We start from the raw sequence: 15,596 nt of genomic DNA, 5'->3' as shown, positions 1-15,596 counted from the left end.
CGCTGCCCCCCACGGGGGCGGTCGGCACCCTTGGGGCGGCCCAGCGAGTGCCGACATGAACCTGTCGCGTCCCTTCATCACCCGCCCCGTCGCGACGACGCTGCTCGCGCTCGGCGTCGCGCTCGCGGGCCTGTTCGCGTTCATCAAGCTGCCGGTGTCGCCGCTGCCGCAGGTCGATTTCCCGACGATCTCGGTGCAGGCGTCGCTGCCGGGCGCGAGCCCGGAAACGGTCGCGACCAGCGTGACGAGCCCGCTGGAGCGGCACCTCGGCTCGATCGCGGACGTCTCCGAAATGACGTCGACGAGCACGGTCGGCAATGCACGGATCATCCTGCAGTTCGGCCTGAACCGCGACATCGACGGCGCCGCGCGCGACGTGCAGGCCGCGATCAACGCGGCGCGCGCCGATCTGCCCGCCGCGCTGAAGAGCAACCCGACCTACCGCAAGGTCAACCCGGCCGATTCGCCGATCATGGTCGTCGCGCTGACCTCGGAAACGGCGTCGCCGGCGAAGGTGTACGACGCCGCATCGACGGTGCTGCAGCAGTCGCTGTCGCAGATCGACGGGATCGGCCAGGTCACCGTGAGCGGCTCCGCGAACCCGGCCGTGCGCGTCGAGCTCGAACCGCAGTCGCTGTTCCACTACGGGATCGGCCTCGAGGACGTGCGCGCCGCGCTGGCCTCCGCGAACGCCAACGCGCCGAAGGGCGCGATCGAGTTCGGCCCGCAGCGCTTCCAGCTCTATACGAACGACCAGGCGTCCCAGGCGTCGCAATACCGCGACCTCGTCGTCGCGTACCGCAACGGCTCGGCCGTGCGGCTGTCCGACCTGTCCGACGTCGTCGATTCGGTCGAGGACCTGCGCAACCTCGGTTTGTCGAACGGCAAGCGCGCGGTGCTCGTGATCCTCTACCGGTCGCCCGGCGCGAACATCATCGAGACGCTCGACCGCGTGCGCGCGGCGCTGCCCCAGCTCACCGCGTCGCTGCCGGCCGACATCACGGTCACGCCGGTGCTCGACCGCTCGACCACCATCCGCGCGTCGCTGAAGGACACCGAGCACACGCTGCTGATCGCGATCAGCCTCGTCGTGATGGTCGTGTTCCTGTTCCTGCGCAACTGGCGCGCGACGCTGATCCCGAGCGTCGCGGTGCCGATCTCGATCGTCGGCACGTTCGGCGCGATGTACCTGCTCGGCTTCTCGATCGACAACCTGTCGCTGATGGCGCTGATCGTCGCGACCGGCTTCGTCGTCGACGACGCGATCGTCGTGCTCGAGAACATCTCGCGGCACATCGAGAACGGCAAGCCGCGGATGCAGGCGGCGTTCGACGGCGCCCGCGAAGTCGGCTTCACGGTGCTGTCGATGAGCATCTCGCTCGTCGCGGTGTTCCTGCCGATCCTGCTGATGGGCGGGATCGTCGGGCGCCTGTTCCGCGAGTTCGCGCTGACGCTGTCGCTCGCGATCGCCGTGTCGCTCGCGGTGTCGCTCACGCTCACGCCGATGATGTGCGCGCGCCTGCTGCCGGAACAACACGACCCGCAAAGCGAGGGCCGCTTCGGGCGCTTCCTCGAACGCGGCTTCGCGCGCATGCAGCGCGGCTACGAGCGTTCGCTGTCGTGGGCGCTGCGCCGGCCGCTGCTGATCCTGCTGACGCTGTTCGCGACGATCGGGCTGAACCTCTACCTGTACGTCGTCGTGCCGAAGGGCTTTTTCCCGCAGCAGGACACCGGGCTGATGATCGGCGGCATCCAGGCCGACCAGTCGACGTCGTTCCAGGCGATGAAGCTGAAGTTCTCCGAGATGATGCGGATCGTGCAGGGCAACCCGAACGTGAAGAGCGTCGCGGGCTTCACCGGCGGCACGCAGACCAACTCGGGCTTCATGTTCGTCACGCTGAAGGACCGCACCGAGCGCAAGCTGTCGGCCGACCAGGTGATCCAGCAGCTGCGCCCGCGGCTGGCGGACGTGGCGGGCGCGCGCACGTTCCTGCAGGCGGCGCAGGACATCCGCGTCGGCGGCCGGCAGAGCAACGCGCAGTACCAGTTCACGCTGCTCGGCGATTCGAGCGCCGACCTGTACAAGTGGGGGCCGATCCTGACCGAAGCGCTGCAGAAGCGCCCCGAGCTGACCGACGTGAACTCCGACCAGCAGCAAGGCGGCCTCGAGGCGATGGTGACGATCGACCGCGCGACCGCCGCGCGGTTCGGCATCAAGCCCGCGCAGATCGACAACACGCTGTACGACGCGTTCGGCCAGCGCCAGGTCTCGACGATCTACAACCCGCTGAACCAGTACCACGTCGTGATGGAAGTCGCGCCGAAGTACTGGCAGAGCCCGGAGATGCTCAACCAGGTGTGGATCAGCACGTCGGGCGGCAGCGCGAACGGCTCGCAGACCACCAACGCGGCCGCCGGCACCTTCGTCGCGACCTCGGCCGGCACGTCGAGCGCCGGCACGGCCGCGCAGAGCGCCGCGGCGATCGCGTCCGACTCCGCGCGCAACCAGGCGCTCAACGCGATCGCGGCAAGCGGCAAGTCGAGCGCGTCGTCGGGCGCATCGGTGTCGACGTCGAAGTCGACGATGATCCCGCTGTCGGCGATCGCGACGTTCGGGCCGAGCACGACGCCGTTGTCGGTCAACCACCAGGGGCTGTTCGTCGCGACGACGATCTCGTTCAACCTGCCGCCGGGCGTGTCGCTGTCGCAGGCGACGCAGATCATCTATCAGACGATGGCGCAGATCGGCGTCCCGCCGACGATCGTCGGCAGCTTCCAGGGCACCGCGCAGGCGTTCCAGCAGTCGATGAACGATCAACCGATCCTGATCCTCGCGGCGCTGCTGGCCGTCTACATCGTGCTCGGGATCCTGTACGAGAGCTACATCCACCCGATCACGATCCTGTCGACGCTGCCGTCGGCCGGCGTCGGCGCGCTGCTCGCGCTGCTGCTGTTCAAGACCGAGTTCAGCATCATCGCGCTGATCGGCGTGATCCTGCTGATCGGCATCGTGAAGAAGAACGCGATCATGATGGTCGACTTCGCGATCGACCAGACGCGCAACAACGGGAAGTCGTCGTTCGACGCGATCCACGAGGCGTGCCTGCTGCGCTTCCGCCCAATCATGATGACGACGATGGCGGCGCTGCTCGGCGCGCTGCCGCTCGCGTTCGGCAGCGGCGACGGCGCCGAGCTGCGCGCGCCGCTCGGGATCGCGATCGCCGGCGGCCTGGTGATGTCGCAGGTGCTGACGCTCTATACGACGCCCGTCGTCTACCTGTACATGGACCGGTTCCGCGTATGGGGCGAGAAGCGCCGCAACCGCCGCGGCAATACCGGCGGGCCGGCGGTCGCCGGCGAGTGACGGAAAGCGGCTGCCCTTCGGGCAGCCGTCTTTTGCGCTTGATTGGCGGGCTCGGTTGCCGGACTTGTTTGCTGGCCGCGATCGGCTATCGTGTGTCCATGTCCACCGCCGCGCCTTCCCGGGAACCCGCCATGAACGTCCAGCTCAATCACACGATCGTCTGGTGCCGCGACAAGCATGCGTCGAGCCGCTTCGTCACCGAACTGCTGGAATTGCCGCCGCCGACGCCGTTCGGCGCAATGCTGGTCGTCGCGCTCGACAACGGCGTGTCGCTCGATTTTTACGAACAGGCGGGGGAAATCCGGTCGCAGCATTACGCGTTCCTGATCGACGAAGCCGGCTTCGACCGCGTGCTCGCGCGCATTCGCGAACGCGGGTTGCCGCACTGGGCCGATCCGGCGAAGCGGCAAGCCGGCGACATCTACCGCCACAACGGCGGACGCGGCGTGTACTTCGACGATCCGGACGGCCACTTCCTCGAAGTGATGACGCAGCCGTATGTGCTGAACGGGTAGCGCGGCAGGCCGGCGGGGCGCCGGCCCGGCATGCGCGGCGCGGGTGTCGCCCGGTTGCGGACGAGACCCGGCCGATTGTCCGACTGTCGCCCGCTGCCGTTACTCGGCGGCAGCCGTCGTCTTGCGCGGACGACGCGCGCGCGGCGCCGCCTTGCGGGCCGGTTTCTTCGGCTTGGCGGCGGCCAGGGCTTCGGCAGCCGCTTCGGGGAGTGCCGCGTCGTGCGACGGTTGCACGGCCTCGTCCCGAGCGTCGGACGCGCGAGCCGCCGGTTCGGCCGGCGCCGCCGCGTGCCGCTCGTCATGCGCCGCGTCGCGGTGCGGTTCGTCCGCATGCCGGCCGGGCACGTGCGCTTCGCCACCGTGTGTCGTATCGCCCTGCACGGCGGCGTCCGGCTTGCCGGCCGCGTGGCGACCGGCGCCCTTCGCGGCCGCGCCCTTCTTCGCGGCGGTCTTCTTGGCCGCGCTCTTGCGCGCGCGCTTGCGGCCATCCTTCGCGTCGCCGTGCGCGTCGGTCACATCGGGCGTGTCGGCCGTATCGGCCGGCGCCGCATCAGCGACCTCGGCAAACTCCGCGTCTTCCGCGTCGAACTGCACGCTTTCGTGAACGACCGCTTCCGCGCGCTGCCCGCGACGGTGCGCGTCGCGGCCGGCCGGTGCCGGCTCCGCCGCGCGCGCGCCGTGGTGCGCCGCGCCACCGTCACCGCCCGCCGCGACGTGCTCGGCCGCGGCCGACTGGCGGGCCCGCGACACGAACGCGCCCGACTTGTCGTCGCGCCCCACTTCGAGCAGGCCGCGCGCCTGCGCCTCGTCGAGCAGGTTGCCGAACGCGCGGAACCCGTAGTACGACTCGTTGAAGTCCGGCTTGCGACGCTTGATCGCGCTCTTGAGCACCGACGCCCAGATCTTGCCGACGTCGTCACGCTCCGACGCGAGCGCGTCGAACGTCTCGACCGCCAGCGCGATCGCCTCGGCCTTGCGCGCATCCATGTCGTGCTTGCGCGACGGCTCGTCCGGTCGCTTCGCGCCGCCGTTGCCCGCGCGCTGCTGTTCGCGCTTCGCGAGCGCACGCTGCTGCTCGCGCACCAGATCGTCGTAGAAGATGAATTCGTCGCAGTTCGCGACCAGCAGATCCGACGTCGATTTCTTCACGCCGACGCCGATCACCTTCTTCGCGTTCTCGCGCAGCTTCGACACGAGCGGCGAAAAATCCGAGTCGCCGCTGATGATCACGAACGTATCGACGTGCGACTTCGTGTAGCAGAGATCGAGCGCGTCGACGACGAGCCGGATGTCGGCCGAATTCTTGCCCGACTGGCGCACGTGCGGAATCTCGATCAGCTCGAAGCTGGCCTCGTGCATCGACGCCTTGAAGCCCTTGTAGCGATCCCAGTCGCAATAGGCCTTCTTCACGACGATGCTGCCCTTCAGCAGCAGGCGCTCCAGCACGGGCTTGATGTCGAATTTCTCGTACTTCGCATCGCGCACGCCGAGCGCGACGTTCTCGAAGTCGCAGAACACGGCCATGCTGACGTTGTCCAGGGGTAATGCCATGTGTACTCCAACCGGTGGGCCGACGCGTGATGCACGCGTAGCGGCGAAAAATGCATCGCGCACATGATAGCCGGTCGGCGCGTCATTCCCGCATCCGTGTGAACGAATGAACACCGGTACCCGGCACCGGTACGCCGAAGCCGGTACGCCCGATGCCGGTACGCCCCTTATTACGTGCGCACCGTCGGGGCGATTCGACATTACACTTGAGTTATCGGTCGTCCGTCCCTATCTGCACGGATGACGCATCGAGCAAGGAGCGGTTTCATGACGACGAAGGTACTGCTGATTGGCGCGACCGGCCGGACGGGCCAGGCCTGCGCGGATCTGCTGCTCAAGCAGCCGGAGTTCGAGGTCACGGCGCTCGTGCGCCGGCACGGCTATGCGCTGGCGGGCGCACGGGTCGTCGAGGCCGATCTGACGAACGATTTCTCGCACGCTTTCCAGGGCATCACGCACGTGATCTACGCGGCCGGCTCGGCCGAATCGGACGGCGCGACCGAAGAGGAGCAGGTCGACCGCGATGCGGTCGCCCGCGCGGCCGACTACGCGCTCGCGTTCAACGCGCAGAAGCTCGTGGTGGTCAGCTCGCTGTCCGCCTACCGGCCCGAGCACGGGCCCGACGCGCTGCACCACTATTCACGGATGAAGCGCGAAGGCGACGATCGCGTGATCGCGTCGGGCGTCGACTACGTGATCCTGCGCCCGGGCCCGCTGACGGACGATCCGGGCGTCGGCAAGATCGCGCTGACCGACACGTGGCTCGAGCCCGCGCCGCCCGTGTCACGCCAGGATGTGGCATGGGCCGCGATCGAGGCGATCAAGCTCGGCATCTCGCGCAAGGTCGTCGGCTTCGTCGGCGGCAGCGTGCCGATCGAACAGGCGCTGCGCGCATAACGGCCCGCTGTGCGCCGCCGGGAGGCGGCGCGTTCCCGTGCCCGCGGCCCGCACGACGGGCCGTTTTCACGCGCGGGCCAGCCGTTTTACTGCTTCGGATGCGCGTCGGCCCACGCCTTCACGGCGGCGAGCGTGTTCTCGACGTGCTTGTCGGGCGACAGGCTCGTGTATTCGTAGAGAATCTTCCCTTCCGGCGAAATCACGTAAGACACGCGGTTCGCCCGGTCGAGCGCCGGCAGCTTCGCGTCGTACTCGCGGATGATCTTCGCATCCGGGTCGGCCGCCACCGGGAACTTGCTGCGGCACTCGCTCACCGAGAACTTCGTCAGCGTGTCGATGTTGTCGGCCGACACGCCGATCACCGTCGCGCCGTAAGCCTTGTAACGGTCGACCGCGTCCGCGAACGCATGCGCCTCGATCGTGCAGCCCTTCGTGAACGCCGCCGGATAGAAATACAGCACGACCGGCCCCTGCTTCAGCGCGTCCGCGAGCGCGTACGTGTATGTCTTGCCGCCCAGCGACGCCTGCGTCGTGAAATTAGGCGCGGCCGCGCCCGGCTTCAGTTCCGCCTGCGCCACGAGCGCATGGCCGGCCACCAGCGCCGCCATGGCGCCCAGCAACAGTTTTCGCTTCATCTGCGTCCTCATTTCTTATAAAGTCGGCCTCGATACAGGCCACGCGGGCGTTCGCCTGCCGAACATCCGCGTGAAAGATCCGGCCGGCGGCAGCGCCGCCTGGGGCCGGTCCGTTAAAGATTTCGCACAGTCTGCCGTTATTCCTTCCGGACAACCGGTTCCAGCCCTTCACGTCAGCGAGAAACATGGAAGCCAACAGGAAACAGACGTCACGCAAGGGCTCCTGGCGCAGCGCCTTGCATACGCTGCGCCGCTTCGCTCGGTCGGGCGGCGCGCTGATGCCCGCGCGCGCGGTCGCGCCGCGACGCGACGACTCCGTGCGCAACTGGCTGGAACAGACGGTCGGCACGGTGGATTTCCTCGCCCACGTCGACCGCGAGTTGCGCTTTCTGTACGTGTCCGACGCGAGCCTGCGCTTCATCGGCTACCACCGCGACTACCTGCATACGCTGACGCTGCGCGACCTGATCGCCGAACAGGATACCGCGGCGCTCGAAGGCCTGCTCGCTCGCGCCGCGCGGTCGGGCCAGGTCGAGAAGGCGACGATGTGCATCGTCAAGTCGCTCACCTACCCGCTGGACGTCGAGGTCCGCGCGTTCAAGAGCCGCCACCACGGCGTCGACGGCTTCGCGATCGCGGCGTTCGACGTGTCGTCGTGGCGCGCGCTCGAGGCGCGTCTGACCTACGAAATGCACCACGACCCGATGACGGGGCTCGACAACCTGTCCGCGCTCGTGCCGGCGCTGATGCGCGCGCAGCAGACCGCCGACGAGGACGGCACCTGCGCGGCGCTGCTGCTGCTCGACCTCGACGACTACCAGCGGATCAACCGCGCGCTCGGCTACGACGCGGGCGACATGCTGCTGCGCGAGACCGCGCAGCGGCTGAAGGCGCTCGTCACGCCGGACGAGCAGCTCGCGCGCGTCGCGAGCGACAAGTTCGCGGTCGTGCTGGGCGCACCGGACCGCACGCAGGCGAGCCATGCCGCCGATTCGCTCGCGCGCCGGCTGCAGGCCGCGGTGCGCGAGCCCTACGTGTTCCAGGGCCAGACCGTGCACCTGTCCGCGAGCATCGGCATCGCGCTCTATCCGGACGAACGCGCCGCGCCGCATCGCGCGCAGCATCACAGCCCGCTGCTGCGCCGCGCCGACCACGCGCTCTCCCAGGCGAAGGCATCGGGCGGCAACGCGCTCGCGTTCCATGCGCCCGTCGACGATCCGGCCGACGCCGAACGGCTCAAGCTCGAAGCCGACCTGTACGACGGCGTGCGCAACGGCGAGTTTTCGCTGCATTTCCAGCCGATCACGCGCAGCCAGTCGGGCGCGGTGGTCGGCGTCGAGGCGCTGATCCGCTGGCGCCATCCGGTGCATGGCCTCGTGCCGCCGGCCACCTTCATCCCGCTCGCCGAATCGATCGGCCTGATCAACTACCTCGGCAACTGGGTGCTCAAGGCCGCGTGCATGCAGCTCGTCGCGTGGGACGGCCAGGGCCTCGCGCTCCAATACGTGGCGGTCAACGTGTCGCCGCAGCAGTTCCGCGACCCGCGCTTCACGCAGAGCGTGCGCGAGGCGATCGCGCTGACCGGCATCGACCCGCGCCGCATCGTGCTCGAAATCACCGAAAGCCTGCTGATGCACGATCCCGCGCACGCGAAAATGCTGCTCGAGGAGCTGACCGGTCTCGGCATCCGCTTCGCGATCGACGATTTCGGCACCGGCTATTCGAGCCTGGCCTATCTGCAGCGCTTCCCGCTCGCGAAGCTGAAGATCGACCGCAGTTTCGTCGAGAACCTGCTGACGTCGCGCAACGACCGCGCGATCGTGTCGGCGGTGGTCGGCCTCGCGCAAACACTGGATCTCGAGCTCGTCGCCGAAGGCGTCGAGACCGAGGCGCAGCGCGAGCTGCTGACGGAGATGGGCTGCAATCACATCCAGGGCTGGCTCGTCTGCCAGGCGCTGCCGTCCGAGGAGCTCGCGCGGCGCTTCGAGGCGCAGCAGCTGCACCTGCACGCCGCCGCCTGACGCGCGCGGCGAACCGAAAGATCCGTATGTCAACCACCGAATACCTGCCCCGCACCGCGCTGCTCGACAAGCTGTGGGCCCGGATGAACGAACGGGGCGATTTCCCGCTGCTGTCGGAATCGCTGCGCGCGACGATGGCCGCGATGAAGAACGACGACCTCGACTTCACCGCGCTCGTGCGCGTCGTGCTGTCGGACTTCGCGCTCACGCAGAAAGTGCTGCGGCTCGCGAACTCCGCGATGTACATGGCGTTCGGCGGTAACATCACCACCGTGACCCGCGCGCTGATGGTGCTCGGCATGGACGCCGTCGGCCATCTCGTGGTCGGGTTGAAGCTCGTCGACCACTTCCATCAGAGCACGCCGCGACGCATCGACGCGAAGCTTGAGCTGAACCGTGCGCTGCTGTCCGGCTGCGTCGCGCGCAAGCTCACCGAGCACGCCGAACTGCGCGGCGGCGAGGAAGCCATCGTCTGCACACTGATGCGCCAGGTCGGCAAACTGCTGGTGGTCTGCTATCTCGACAGCGAATGGGACCGCATCCGCCGCCGCGCGGCCGAGCTGAACGGCGACGAAGCGGCCGCCTGCGTCGACGTGCTCGGCGTCGGCTTCGACGAGATCGGCGTCGAAGCGGCCGCGCGCTGGAGGCTGCCCGAGGTGATCTGCGGCGGGATGGCCGACGACGATCGCGCCACCCGCGCCGACGCGTTCGACAACGAAGACGGTGACGCCCGCCACGCGGGCCCGGCTGGCGACGACGGCTCGGCCGATCGCATCCGCTGGCTGCGCGCGGTGAGCCGCTGCTCGACCGACGTCGCCGGCGCGCTCGTCATGCCCGCGAGCCCGCAGCGCGACGCGCGCATCGCGGCGCTCGCGCAGCACTACGGCGCCGAGCTCGACATGGAGGCCGACGCGCTCGTCGAGATCGCCGATCGGCTCGCGCGCGAGGAAGCGAGCGACACCATGATGCGCGAGATCGTCGAGCTGCGCGCGAACGCCGATGCGATCGCGCGCGCGCAGGCCGCGCCCGAGGCCTGCCTCGAAGCCGGCCTCGCGGACTTGCGCGCGCTGCCGTCCGAGCACGTGCTGACGCCGGTGCTCGCGCTCGCGTCGGAAAGCCTGCTGGCCGGCCTCGCGTTCACGCGCACCGTGATGTTCGTGCGGCACGACGACGGCACCTTCGCCGCGCGCCTGGGCTTCGGCCCCGGCGTCGATACGGCGCTCGACCGGCTGCATTTCGACGAACGCTTCGAGCCGGACGTGTTTCATCTCGCGATCTCGAACTCGGTCGGCATCTTCATCGAGCAGGCGCAGGACCCGAAGATGACGAAGCGCCTGCCCGCGTGGTATCTCGACGCGTTCGACGACGCGCGTGCGTTCGTGCTGCTGCCCGTGCGCGTCGGCACGACGAGCGTCGCGCTGCTGTACGGCGACTGGGCCGGCGCGCAACCCGCGCGCAAGATCTCGCAGCAGGAGATGGCCGTGCTCAACGAACTCGCGCGCGAGCTGGGACGGTTCTTCGCCGCGCAGCCCGGCTGACGGCGGGCCAGCCTCCCGTCGTTTTCGCTCCCCAAAAGCAAACCGGCCGCATCAGCAGCCGGTTTTTTACCATCGTGCGATCGAGCGAGGCGCTTACTTGAGCGTGACAGGCACGCTGAAGTACTTCTTCGCGAGGTTGTCGATCGTGCCGTCGGCCTTCAGGTCCTTCAGCGCCTGATCGAGCGCGGTCTTCAGCGCCGCGTCGTTCTTGCGCAGGCCGAAGCCGACGCCCGAGCCGAGGATCTCGGCGTCGCTGACCGTACCGCCCGCGAACGCGAAGCCCTGGCCTTGCGGCTTCGTCAGGAAGCCCTTCGAGCCCGCTTCCGAATCCTGGAACGTCGCGTCGAGACGGCCCGACTTCAGGTCGGCATACGCCAGATCCTGCGTCTGATACGGCACGACATCAACGCCGGCCGGCGCCCACTTCTTCTTCGCGTACGCTTCCTGGATCGTGCCCTGCAGCACGCCGACGCGCTTGCCCTTCAGCGATTGCGGGGTCGGCAGCAGGCCGCTGCCCTGCTTCGCGATCAGCTGGTTCGGAATCGTGTAGATCGGATCGGTGAACGCGATCGCATGCTTGCGCTGGTCGGTAATCGTCATGTCCGAGTTGATCGCGTCGAACTTGCGCGCCTGCAGCGCCGGGATCAGGCCGTCGAAGTCGTTCTCGACCCACACGCACTTCGTCTTCAGCTTCGCGCACACCGCGTTGCCGATGTCGATGTCGAAGCCGGTCAGCTTGCCGTCGGGCGTCTTGTATTCGAACGGTGCGTACGAGGCCTCGACGCCGAACCGGATCTCCTTCAGATCCGCGGCAAACGCGCTGCCTGCCGCCACCGCCGATGCCGCTACCACCGCGTGCGCGGCCACTTTACGCCAATCCAACTTCATCAGGTGTTCTCCTCGATACTCGAATGTTCCGGAACGACGGACGCATGCATCATTGCAGGGTCGAATGCCACCGACAATGCCCACGCGGCGCCGTGATGCGGCGCAACAGCCGCAAGGCCGCGATTGTACCAATCCGCGCGGCCCGATACGGCAAAGCGGCCGCCGGTGCGCGATGCTGCGCTGCGCGCACGGCGGCCGCCGCGCGACCCGTCGAACTTGCAAGACGGTGTCGCAAATATGCAAGCGCGCCGTCCGCGCAGCGGGCGGGCGTCATCGCAAAAAATGAATCGACTGCCGGACGATGCGCGGTCCGCACGATTGCACGTCGATCAGACGAGCGCCGCCAGCGTGTCGCGCGTCGTATCGACGACGAGCAAGCCCGCGCGCAAACCCGGCTTCACGGTCGGGTTCGGAAATACGATGCGTTCCTCGTCGTGCTTCACCGTATAGCGGTAGTCGCCGTCCTGCGCGAGCACCGTGCCGCGCGCGAACGCGGTGAAGTTCGCGACGTCGGCCGCGACGAACAGCTCCAGCGCATCGCTCTGCTTGGTGATCTGATCGATCACCGTGAACACCCGCGGCAATGAGGCGTCGACGTCACGCCGCTCACCCGACACGAGCTTGCGCACCGCGCGGTCGGCCGGCGCGAAGCGCGTCAGGTCGTTCTGGCCGAACGGCCGCACCTTGCCGAGTTCCAGCGTGCACGCGAGCGCGCCGCACTGCTCAGCCGTGAAATGCGAATACGTGTTGCCCTTCGCGGTATGCAGCAGCACGGCCGCGATGCGTGCATCGCCGAGCCATTCGACCATCGCGCGCGTCGGCGGCGTGCCCGTATGCGGCAGCAGCGCGAATTGCTCGAAGACCGATGCGCGAATCGCCGTGTGCATGTCGATGTGCCAGCGCGCGCTGCCTGCCGGCGCGGCCGCGAAGAATGCGGCGGCCGCCGCCTCGAGCTGCGCGGCGCGCGGCGCTTCGCGGCTCGCGCTCACCTGCGCGTGACGGCCGCTGAACAGGCGGTTCAGGTCGTCGTCGAGATAGCGTTCGCCCGCACGCATCGCCGGCACGTTGCCGAGCACGACCAGCAGCCGGCACGCGAGCGGCAGCGCGCCCGCCGCGAGATCGCGTACCAGCATCGACAGCAGCTCGATCGGCGCCGTCTCGTCGCCGTGCACGCCGGCCGACACGAGCACGCTCGCGCGCGCCGCGGCGTCGGCCGCCGCCGGTTCGAACGCGAGCAGCCCGTCGCCGAGCCAGCGCCAGCGCACCGCGCCGCCCGCGCACGCGCCGTCCCGTTCGGCCGGCGCGCCACCGGCCAACGTGAACGCGAGGAAGTCGTCGAGCAGCGCGGCGGCCGGCATCCGTGCCTCAGCGCTGGAAGTCATACAGCGAACCGACGCGCAGGATCTGCGTAAGCTCATCGAGCGCCGTGCGCGATTCGTCGAGCAGCGCCGGATCGGCGAGGTCTTCCGGGGCGAGGCGATCGCGATAGTGCGTGTCGATCCACGCGTCGAGCGACGCGAACAGCGTGTCGTTGATCCACACGTTCGACGTGACGGCCGCGCGCTCGGCTTCGGTCAGCACGACGCGCAGACGCAGGCACGCGGGGCCGCCGCCGTTCTTCATGCTTTCGCGCAGGTCGAACACGAGCACGTCGTGAATCGGGCCGTTGCCGGCAACCAGTTGATCGAGATAGGCGGCGACCCGCTCGTTCTCGCGGCATTCCTGCGGCACGACGAGCACCTGCGAGCCGTCCGCGCGCGACAGCAGCTGGCTGTTGAACAGATACGACGTGACCGCATCGTTCACGCTCACCGCTGCGTCGGGCACCTCGATCACGTTCAGGCGCGCCCCGCGTGCGTCGAGCGCGGCGGTCAGCGTGTCGTAGATCGCCTGCTTGTTGACGAACGCGCGTTCGTGCGTGAACAGCGTGTCCCGGTTGCCGACCGAGATCACGTCGTTGTGGAACACGCCCGCGTCGATCACGTCCGGATCCTGTTGCGCGTAGACCGTCGCTTCCTCGGCGAGCCCGTGGCGATGCGCGACTGCGCGGCTCGCCTCGAAGGTCTGCCGTGCCGGGAAGCGCTTCGGCTCGGGGCCGCGGCGGTATTCGGCGCGGCCGTACACGAAGAATTCGACGCCCGGCTTGCCGTATTCCGCGCAGAAGCGCGTGTGGTTCGCCGCGCCTTCGTCGCCGAGCGCCGGCGTGCCCGTCAATGCTTCGTGCACCGCGAAGTGCGTGGGGTCCGCGAACAGCGTCGACAGCGTGCGGCGCGTCGCTTCGTGCTCGATCGCGCGATGCAGCTTGCTGCACAGGTTCGCCGGCGTGAAATGCACGCGGCCGTCGCTCGTGTCGGCCGACGGGCTGACGGTGGCCGCGTTCGCGGTCCACATCGCCGACGCCGAGCTCGCCGCGGCGAGCAGTTCGGGCGCCTGCTTCGCCGCCTTCGCGATCACGTCCGCGTCTTTGCCGGAGAAGCCGAGCTCGCGCAACAGGCGCAGCGACGGCCGCTCCTGCGGCGGCAGCACGCCTTGCGCGAAACCGAGGTCCGCGAGCTGCTTCATCTTGCGCAGCCCCTGCTTCGCGGCGGCCTTCGGGTTCGCGGCCGACTTCTCGTTGTTCAGCGACGCCACGTTGCCGAACGACAGCCCGGCGTAGTTGTGGGTCGGGCCGACGAGCCCGTCGAAATTGGCTTCTTGTGCGTTCATCGTCGCTCCCTCGATCAGAAATGCAGGCCCGGCGACAGGCTCGCGGGCAAAGTCAGTTGCGTGCTTTCCACCGACGCCATCGGGTACGCGCAATAGTCGGCCGCGTAGTACGCGCTCGGCCGATGGTTGCCCGAGCGGCCGGTGCCACCGAACGGCGCGGCCGACGATGCGCCGTTGGTCGGGCGGTTCCAGTTGACGATCCCGGCGCGGATCGTGCGGCGGAAGTGATCCCATGCGTTGGCGTCATCGGCCAGCAAGCCCGCGGACAGGCCGAACGCCGTGTCGTTCGCGCGCTCGATCGCTTCGTCGAACGTCGCGTAGCGGACGATCTGCGCGAGCGGGCCGAAATGTTCTTCGTCGGGCAGGTTCGCGACACCCGTCACGTCGATGATCGACGCGTTCACGAAACCCAGGCGCGGATCGCGCTGCGTCATCGCGATGATCGGCTTCGCGCCCTGCTCGACCAGGCGCGCCTGCGCATCGACCAGCTTCGCGGCCGCGCGCGCCGAGATCACCGCGCCCATGAACGGCTGCGGATCGGCGTCGAACACGTCGGCCGTGATCTTCGACGTGACGTCGGCAAAGCGTGCGAGGAAGCGATCGCCGAACGCGCCCTGCGGCACGAAGATGCGGCGTGCGCACGTGCAGCGCTGGCCGGCCGACAGGAACGCCGACTGGATCGTGTGATGCACGGCGGCGTCGATGTCCTCGACCTCGCCGATCACGAGCGGGTTGTTGCCGCCCATCTCGAGCGCGAGCACGATTTCCGGACGGCCGCCGAACTGCTTGTGCAGCAGCGTGCCGGTATCCGAGCTGCCGGTGAAGAACAGCCCGTCGATCTGGCGGTGATTCGCGAGCGCGATGCCGGTGTCCTTCTCGCCCTGCACGAGATTCAGCACGCCGGCCGGCAGCCCGGCTTCGCGCCACACGTCGACCGTCGCGCGCGCGACGCCCGGGGCAAGCTCCGACGGCTTGAACACCACGGTGTTGCCGGCGATCAGCGCCGGCACGATATGACCGTTCGGCAAGTGGCCGGGGAAGTTGTACGGGCCGAACACCGCGACGACGCCGTGCGGGCGGTGACGCAGCACCGCGACGCCGTCGGCCATGTCCTGGCGCTTCTCGCCGGTGCGTTCCTGATAGGCCTGGATCGAGATGCCGACCTTCGCGGCCATCGCCGCGACTTCGGTGCGCGCTTCCCACAGCGGCTTGCCGGTCTCGCGGCCGATCGCGGTCGCGATCGCTTCCTTGCGTTCGGTGAGCAACGCGGCAAAGCGCTTGACGATTTCGCAGCGCGCTTCGAAGTCAAGCGCCGACCAGCCGGCGAATGCGCGGCGTGCGCTCGCGACCGCACGGTCGACGTCCGCCGCCGATGCGCTGCCGCCCTGCCATGCGATTTCATCGGTACCCGGGTTGCGCGACGCGAAGACGGGGCCCGAGCCTGCGACCCAGGCGCCGTCGATGAAGAGTTCCGTCATGAT

11 protein-coding genes are annotated in these 15,596 nt (G+C 68.6%); 5 read left to right on the top strand and 6 right to left on the bottom strand.

What is annotated here, in order from left to right; all coding sequences use genetic code 11:
* Nucleotides 1–55 precede the first annotated feature (55 nt).
* Both HWX76_RS27385 and HWX76_RS27380 read left to right on the top strand, forming a co-directional pair.
* A complete protein-coding gene (locus HWX76_RS27385) occupies nt 56–3,364 on the top strand; it encodes an efflux RND transporter permease subunit (RefSeq protein WP_050011372.1) in 3,309 nt (1,102 codons plus the stop codon).
* 131 nt (nt 3,365–3,495) lie between these two features.
* Nucleotides 3,496–3,879, top strand: a complete 384-nt coding sequence (locus tag HWX76_RS27380) for a VOC family protein (protein ID WP_050011373.1) — start codon at nt 3,496–3,498, stop codon at nt 3,877–3,879.
* 99 nt (nt 3,880–3,978) lie between these two features.
* Here the strand turns inward: HWX76_RS27380 and HWX76_RS27375 are convergent, their stop codons facing one another.
* Nucleotides 3,979–5,430 (bottom strand): NYN domain-containing protein, encoded by a 1,452-nt coding sequence (locus HWX76_RS27375; RefSeq protein WP_176016605.1) that lies wholly within the window; start codon nt 5,428–5,430, stop codon nt 3,979–3,981.
* A 267-nt stretch (nt 5,431–5,697) separates the two neighbouring features.
* Between HWX76_RS27375 and HWX76_RS27370 the strand changes: the two genes are divergently transcribed.
* Nucleotides 5,698–6,327: an SDR family oxidoreductase gene (locus HWX76_RS27370; RefSeq protein ID WP_124556947.1), complete on the top strand. Its 630-nt coding sequence runs from the start codon at nt 5,698–5,700 to the stop codon at nt 6,325–6,327.
* An 86-nt stretch (nt 6,328–6,413) separates the two neighbouring features.
* Here HWX76_RS27370 and HWX76_RS27365 read toward each other — a convergent pair whose 3' ends face one another.
* Nucleotides 6,414–6,962 (bottom strand): peroxiredoxin, encoded by a 549-nt coding sequence (locus tag HWX76_RS27365; protein ID WP_050011409.1) that lies wholly within the window; start codon nt 6,960–6,962, stop codon nt 6,414–6,416.
* A 278-nt stretch (nt 6,963–7,240) separates the two neighbouring features.
* On the opposite strand from HWX76_RS27365, the gene cdpA reads away from it, so the two are divergent.
* Nucleotides 7,241–8,983 carry a cyclic di-GMP phosphodiesterase CdpA gene (cdpA, locus tag HWX76_RS27360; protein ID WP_200891613.1) on the top strand — a complete coding sequence of 581 codons (1,743 nt, stop codon included), beginning with the start codon at nt 7,241–7,243 and terminating at the stop codon, nt 8,981–8,983.
* Nucleotides 8,984–9,009: 26 nt separating this feature from the next.
* Nucleotides 9,010–10,521 carry an HDOD domain-containing protein gene (locus HWX76_RS27355; protein ID WP_176016604.1) on the top strand — a complete coding sequence of 504 codons (1,512 nt, stop codon included), beginning with the start codon at nt 9,010–9,012 and terminating at the stop codon, nt 10,519–10,521.
* Between the two features lie 93 nt (nt 10,522–10,614).
* Here the strand turns inward: HWX76_RS27355 and HWX76_RS27350 are convergent, their stop codons facing one another.
* The 4 genes from HWX76_RS27350 to astD form a co-directional block, all read right to left on the bottom strand.
* Nucleotides 10,615–11,409: an ABC transporter substrate-binding protein gene (locus HWX76_RS27350; protein ID WP_050011412.1), complete on the bottom strand. Its 795-nt coding sequence runs from the start codon at nt 11,407–11,409 to the stop codon at nt 10,615–10,617.
* A 329-nt stretch (nt 11,410–11,738) separates the two neighbouring features.
* Nucleotides 11,739–12,767 (bottom strand): succinylglutamate desuccinylase, encoded by a 1,029-nt coding sequence (gene astE / locus HWX76_RS27345; RefSeq protein WP_176016678.1) that lies wholly within the window; start codon nt 12,765–12,767, stop codon nt 11,739–11,741.
* A gap of 7 nt (nt 12,768–12,774) precedes the next feature.
* A complete protein-coding gene (gene astB / locus HWX76_RS27340; RefSeq protein ID WP_176016603.1) occupies nt 12,775–14,115 on the bottom strand; it encodes an N-succinylarginine dihydrolase in 1,341 nt (446 codons plus the stop codon).
* 14 nt (nt 14,116–14,129) lie between these two features.
* Nucleotides 14,130–15,593, bottom strand: coding sequence for a succinylglutamate-semialdehyde dehydrogenase (astD, locus tag HWX76_RS27335; protein ID WP_050011415.1), 1,464 nt, complete (start codon nt 15,591–15,593; stop codon nt 14,130–14,132).
* Between the last annotated feature and the right edge of the window lie 3 nt (nt 15,594–15,596).

The organism is Burkholderia sp. BCC0398, from assembly GCF_902833245.1.
GTDB classification, from domain to species: Bacteria; Pseudomonadota; Gammaproteobacteria; order Burkholderiales; family Burkholderiaceae; genus Burkholderia; species Burkholderia sola.
The sequence above is the reverse complement of the archived record's forward strand: the minus strand, read 5'-3'. Positions and strand labels throughout refer to the sequence as shown.